Here is a 6,407-nt window from a genome sequence, read left to right on the forward strand (position 1 = left end):
CCGACATGCCAGGCACCAACGTCTCTCTGATCACCTGCTGCTTGAATTTTCGCGCGTACGTGCGACGGGGATGGGCTGCGCCCCCTGCGTTCGACATGGCTGACTGGCTCCGTTGATCTGAACGCCCTCATCATGCTTTGGAAAAGTCAGCATGGCGAAACGGTCGGGCCGAGCCGCTTACGTTCAACCAGCATCTTCGTGAGCTGCTTGAGCAGGCCGTTCTCGCCAATCAGGTCCTCTGGTTTCTGGTAGTTCGCCAGCAGGCTGTCGGCCAGCTTGACGAGCTCAGGGTCGGGTTTCACGCGTTTGTTGCGTTTCGCTACGGTCATCGTCGCTCCTGATTACTGGCAGTCTCCTGCCAAATGACCGTTTACACAAAACTAATTACACCCTCGAACCGGCTCAAAACCCGGCAAGAAAACCCGTAGATGACAGCATGATCATCTTGGCTATTTGAGACTAACCGTTTGATTTATAAATAAAAAATAAACCCGGCAAAGTCGCGGCTCCTCACCATTTCGATTGCCGTTATTTTTAATCTGCTCCAAGTCATCAACGCTGGTCCCGCTGGATCGACACGGATGACCCGGTGTGCGAACCACCTTCAGTTCGTGACTTGGAGAAGAAGATATGCAACGCAACCATCTGGTAGTCGAGCGCGATTACCATCACGTCGGGGTCGCCGAGCGTGCGACCGCGCCCATCCCGGAACCGCTGGCCGTATCGCCGGCATTCCTGTCTATGCCGAACTGGACCGTCGAGGAGACGGCAGACTACTGCCGCTGCCAGGCACAGACTATTCGCAAAGCTCTCTCGTTGTCGGGTACGTTCTGGGGCCTGAAACCACGCCGCTTCGGCCGCCGCTGGCTGTTTAACGCGGCTGAGGTTCGCGCAGCCGTGGAGGGTCGCTAAATGAATACGCGACACAATACCGTTGCCCCCGCAGTTGTGATGACCGGCATCGACCACGTTTTGACGATGCTGCGCGGCTCGCTTCTGGGTCGCGTCTGCGACGACCTGCAATATAACTATCAGACGGTCGCCGATCTCACGCTATTCATCCTGATCGGTATGGCCAATTTCGCGTGCCAGGACGGCACCTTTGTCCGTAGTAAAAACGGCACCCTTGTGCCGTTGAACGGCTACTTTTGGGTGAGCGGGCTCTCGAACTGTGGCAAGTCTACGCTGATCGTGCGCCTGCTGGAAGCCTTCCAGAAAGCCGAAGAGGAAGCTGCCGCTGAAAGCGTACAGGCACGCCGCCGCTACGAAGCCGATCGCCGCGTACGGGCATCGGTCGAGCGCAATCTCATGCGAGGCGTCGACAAGGCAATTGCTAGTGGCAAGGAGCCGTCTTCGGTCGGCTTCATGCTCGGTTTGCAACTGCCGGCAGAAATTCGCCCGCCACTCACTGCGTCGTGGCTGCTCGGGGACGCGACGATCCAGGCGCTGCGGCACCACCTGCTTCGGGCGTGGCCGTCCGCCGGACTCGTGCTGGAGGAGGGGGTGGCGTTCCTGTCCAGCGGGCTGTCGCGCGCCTTCCGGGACTTTTGCACGTTGTACGACGCCCGCCTTGAAAAAAACGCTCGCATGTCGTCGGGCGTGGATTCGGTGGTGAACGCGTTCCTGTCGCAGATGATCGCGATGCAGCCGGGACCGCTGTACGACTACCTGCGCGCCCACGGCCAGAAAGCTTTTGATACCGGTTTTCTGTCGCGCCTGCGCATTTTCGATCTTCAGACGCCGTTCCCGCCGCGCGTGCCCGATGGCCGCGTGTTCCGGAACGACGCCCTCAACGAACTCGACGAGCGCATCCTCACAATGAAGCGGGAAGATCGCACACGCATGAAAAACGGGGCATTCGAACCGTTGATCATCGAGATGTCCCAAGGCGCTGAGGCCATGTTGCCGGGGATTCAGGCAACGGTGCAGACGCGAATGGCGGCAGGAATGTACGCGCGCGATATGGTGCCGTACGCGCTTCGTCTGCCGATGTCGGTCGTGCGGACTGCCGGGGTCTTGCACCGCATCGAAGGCTACGAAGGGCCGATCACCGAAAGCACGATGCAAATCGCGATCGCGATTGAACTGTGGCTCGCACACGAGACCAACAAGGTGTTCGTGCGCCTGCAAGGCCCGACCCTTCAGGAACAGGCAAACATCGACGCGGTGATGCAGATGATCAACCTGGTCGCGTATGAAAATCGCCGCAACTTCGTGATGCCTCGCGAACTGTACCTGAAGGCGCCGAGCTATGGCCTGGACGAGGCTTCGTGCAAACGTTCGCTGCACTTCCTGTATGGCGCGAAAGTCCTGACGCAGGAGGAGCGCGGCAACGCCACGATCATCCGCCTGTCGCCGCAATTTTTCCCGACGTATTAACCCTCATGCGATGACCGCCCGGTCGGCACCTCGTGGTGCTGATGGGCGGGCTTATGCCTGTGCGCGACGATGAGTCATGCGTAGGCCTTACCAAGGAATATTCATCATGGAAAATTTTGTCCGTAATACCGGCCCCGATTTGATGCCGGCCGGACCTGTCAGATGGCCCTTGCGTGTAGATGTGCTCGCGCGCCTGATGTTGGCCATCCTCGCAACGTTTACCTCGATCGGCATTGCGCTGCTGTCTGGCTGGCAACGCGGTGGCGACTTCACCGAAAAGATCGCCTGCATCGCGCTCGGCATGGTCGCTGTTTTTGCCGTGCACTTGCTGCCGGCATTGACGCGCGGCAAGTCGCTTGCGGTACGTGCTATGGCCACCAGCCTGTGTGCCGCAAGCATCGTGTTCGTTCTGTACGGCCAGGCGGAATTTTTTCTTCTGGCAGGGCAACACGCCGGTATGCGCCGCATGGCCACTACACCGATCCAGTCGTTGCCCGGAGTTCCGGTGGCGACCTCCACGCGCAGCCTTATGATCATCGCGCACGACGAGGAGGCAGTACGCGAAGCACTGGCTGTGATCGCTGCGCACCGCTGCAACTCAGGCTGCCCGTGGCGGCAGGTGCGTCACGACCGCCTGGTTGCGAAGCTCGACACCCTTGGGGCCGAGGCGCATGAAGCGAAACGCGACGAAGACGCGCGCGACCGGCAAGCGGCGATGGCCTACCGGGCTGCACGGATGCATGACTCGCAGCTCGACGATCCCGTAACTGCGCGACTGTCGGCTACGACTGGCCTGAGCGAATCGGCACTCGACCTGCTGCTCGCCGTCTCGTGCGCAGGCGTGCTGGATTTCACGGGGAGCTTCTGCTGGTACCTCGCGCTCAGCGCAAGTCGTCCGAGTGTAGTCGTGGGTACGACTCCAGTCGCGCGCTTGCCGGAGACAGGTAGTCACGCGGCGGTCACGGCATCGTCAGAGCCGGTCACGGCGCCTGACGAGATCATGACCGGAGCGACGGACGACCGCCTCACGCAACTGATGCACGACGTCGCAGCAGGTAGGGTGCGCCCGACCGTCGAAGCAATCCGGACACATTTCCGTTGCTCGCAGAAGGACGCAAATCAACTGCGTCGCCAATTCCACACGCTGCGCGAGGCGCTTCAGCCCGCAAGCACAGAGCTAGCTGGAGAAAAATTATGAAGATCATGAAACTTTCACGCCGCGATAGCCCGTGGATCGCTGAGGGCGCGGTCTATGTTGCGGAAGACGGGGATGTTGAGCAGACCCCGATCAGCATCAGCTATGGTCGTCTCAAGCAGCGGCTGATTCGTGCCGACCACGAAATGCTGGTCACGCGTATTCATCACAACGGCAAATTTGTTGACCAGCTATCGAAAGGGGCTGGTGAGTTGGGACTCGCGGTTTGCGTGATGGATCAATATGTCGAAGCCGTCAACCGCACCCGGAAGCAAGCATTCGATTTTCAGTTGCGCGAAGACCATAAGCTGGCGCGGGTCGTTGAACATGAACCGGGTCGCTTTTATAACAGGCTGTCCTCGTGCATCTGGAAAATCTTCAATCCCGAATTCGGGCTGGATCGATTCGAGCTGTCGCCGCGCGCAAAGGTCTTTCACGATGCGATGCAATTTCTTAAGCTGCAAGCCGAGCATATGACGGAATGCTTCAATCGCTTTCCGACCTCTTGGGATCGCACGTCCGAGCGCTTCTGCGGCGAATTCGCGAACGAGCTGGTGGCTGTGATTCTCCACATGGCCGATGTTCGTAAGCTAGACACGCTGGTCAAAAAATGGTCGGCCGCGAGCGAGCGCACACGCGGCCGGATGCACGAGTTCGTGAAGAAATGCATCGGTAGCCATTCGGAGATTCTGGTGCTCCATCTCGACACGGACTATGGCCATGACATCGCTGAAAATATCAGCCCTGAGCAGGCCAAGCGCGACCATGCGACATTCGTGAACCGCTTGAGGGCTAACGCCCGGCTTGCTGCGGTAGCGATCGGCGGAATCTGGACGCTCGAGTGGGCGAAGGCAAAAGGCCCTCATTTCCGTTGGGTGTTCATGCTGGATGCGTCGCTCACTGTTGACTCGACCGAATGGGCAGGTTTGATCGGAAGCGTCTGGACCAGCGTGGTGCCGAACAACGCTGGCCATGTGCATTTTGCTGGCGTTAACGCCCCTGTCCGGCCTGCCGCAGGTGTAATCCATGTCGGGGATTCGACGGAAATGGGAGCCCTCGCGGACGAGATCGATTACCTGGTAGTGAAGGATCAGTACCTCCGGCCCAAATCACTTGCCGGCCAGCGATCATGGGGCACGTGGGTGCCGGCATATACTCGCGAAGGTCATCGAGGCCGCCGCCGTACCGACGGTCATCACGAGGTACCGGACGCGGCACTTACGAAATAGAAATCACGCAATTCGTAAGACCCTCCCTATGGCACTCGCCCCAGCCTGCCAGCAGCTCTGGGCAAGGTAGGGCGCCGATGTGCCACAAATGCCATCACCCCGAGGCAGGCTTCAGCCTACCTCTTTTCAATTCTGCTGTCCGGTTAACGTCTCGGTATCGGACCTCACGCTTGCTGCTGGCGCTGCGCGACGTACCGCTCCCGATCCTCGGGCGACATGGCGCGAATCCGGGTCGGGCCCAGGTGCTGCTCCTGCTGTCGATCAATGCCTTGTGCCTTGAGCGTCCGATGATCGACGCGCGCATCATGTCCGTATTTCGCGAGTGCGGCGTTTTGCAGGTCGGCACACTTCTTTCGCGTTGCGATTAGTTCATCTCGGATCTGCATGCTGTTTCGTCCACCACTATCTTTCTTGCGACCGCCGCGTTCGGGATGCTTTGCGTTGTAGCGCCGAAACGTTTGTTCGGGAGTGCGCTCGATACCGTCATCTTCCCGGTCGGAATACATGAGATGCAGATGGGTGTTCGTGCCGCTGCCGAGCGCAGCGCTCGGGGCATGGATCGCATACTGAAACGGCTTGTTGCCGACCAGTGAGGGAACGAGCTGATCGACCAGTTCTTTATTCTGTTCAAGCGTTAGCTCGTCTGGCAGGGCAATCTCGTGCTCGCGGAATACGGCACCATTGGCTCGTTCGTTCCTGTCTCCAGTTTTCCAGAATGCGGCAGGGTTACCGTTGGCCCATGCTGGCATGTTGCCGTGTTCTGCGTAGACTAGGTCTTCTCGTTTGCTATGTTTGCCCTGACGAGCGATATAGGCTGCGTGATCTGCTGCGGTACCCTTCTTGCCACTCTTGACTGTGTGATGGAAGCTTGCCATATGACTACCCTTTCTTGTGCCGAAATAAAAAGGCCAGCGGAAAGCTGCTGGCCGTGAGCGAGATGGGCAATCGATGTGGCTTTGTTTGCTCGGTTAATCTTCGTTTTTTAAGAAAGGTTAAGTGCGCGTCCTTAATCTCCCTATGCTACTAACGCATGGAGTAGGACTGCATCAAGCAGGACGACGACTATTACCAGTAGAAGAAGATTGATTGCTCATCTCATAGCATGAAGAGAGCAGTAAAAAATGCACAAGAAAGAACCGTACCGAGAAGAGAAGAGCGAACCACCCATATCAAGAGTCATGCATCAAGCATGACTTGCCTCGTCGTTGATTCGTCCGAATACAAAGATTACGAAGGAAGGGAAATCAGGCATCTTGCTTATCTTTCGGAGATGCCTGATCTTGATGCACTGGAACGAAGGTATCAGCAATTCCAGGAGAAAATCCGCGATCTAGATCATCTTAACGTGCACGGTGGCGGCCGCTGTCGAGGATCACGGACGTACATTCTCGAAGCCCTGTCTTGGGTTGCAGATCCATTCACTGGAGTTCCACGATTTCTCGCGACGAACCAAATTTCAGGAAATGCTCCTCCACCACACGGTCCGGCGCCACGTGTTTCGGGCAATCGGTCAGTATTGAGAGACGCCGCCATCGACATCCAGCTCAACGCCCGTAATGTAAGCACTGTCTTCGGACGCGAGGAACACGGCCGCCTTGCCCAAG

Annotated in this window: 6 protein-coding genes and 1 pseudogene; 4 read left to right on the top strand and 3 right to left on the bottom strand. The window is 58.2% G+C overall.

Annotated elements, in window-relative coordinates:
• Nucleotides 1–179 precede the first annotated feature (179 nt).
• Nucleotides 180–329 (bottom strand): annotated as a pseudogene (locus tag FQ755_RS33465) (IS256 family transposase); the annotation flags it as partial.
• Between the two features lie 301 nt (nt 330–630).
• Between FQ755_RS33465 and FQ755_RS33470 the strand changes: the two are divergent.
• The 4 genes from FQ755_RS33470 (at nt 631) to FQ755_RS33485 (ending at nt 4,803) form a co-directional block, all read left to right on the top strand.
• A complete protein-coding gene (locus tag FQ755_RS33470) occupies nt 631–912 on the top strand; it encodes a helix-turn-helix domain-containing protein (protein ID WP_144161557.1) in 282 nt (93 codons plus the stop codon).
• On the top strand, nt 913–2,379 hold the full coding sequence (locus tag FQ755_RS33475; RefSeq protein ID WP_144161559.1) for a DUF3987 domain-containing protein: 1,467 nt from the start codon (nt 913–915) through the stop codon (nt 2,377–2,379).
• A 106-nt stretch (nt 2,380–2,485) separates the two neighbouring features.
• Entirely contained in the window at nt 2,486–3,577 is a 1,092-nt protein-coding gene (locus tag FQ755_RS33480; RefSeq protein WP_144161561.1) for a hypothetical protein, read from the top strand.
• A complete protein-coding gene (locus FQ755_RS33485) occupies nt 3,574–4,803 on the top strand; it encodes an inovirus-type Gp2 protein (RefSeq protein WP_144161564.1) in 1,230 nt (409 codons plus the stop codon). Before FQ755_RS33480 ends, FQ755_RS33485 begins: the two co-directional genes overlap by 4 nt.
• Nucleotides 4,804–4,967: 164 nt before the next feature.
• On the opposite strand, the gene FQ755_RS33490 is transcribed toward FQ755_RS33485, so the two are convergent.
• Both FQ755_RS33490 and FQ755_RS38835 read right to left on the bottom strand, forming a co-directional pair.
• Nucleotides 4,968–5,678, bottom strand: coding sequence for a MobA/MobL family protein (locus FQ755_RS33490; protein WP_144161567.1), 711 nt, complete (start codon nt 5,676–5,678; stop codon nt 4,968–4,970).
• A gap of 635 nt (nt 5,679–6,313) precedes the next feature.
• Complete coding sequence (locus FQ755_RS38835; protein WP_409937793.1) at nt 6,314–6,391, bottom strand: hypothetical protein; 78 nt, start codon at nt 6,389–6,391, stop codon at nt 6,314–6,316.
• Nucleotides 6,392–6,407 lie beyond the last annotated feature (16 nt).

This window comes from Paraburkholderia sp. BCC1885, assembly GCF_900996235.1.
Classification (GTDB): Bacteria; Pseudomonadota; Gammaproteobacteria; order Burkholderiales; family Burkholderiaceae; genus Paraburkholderia.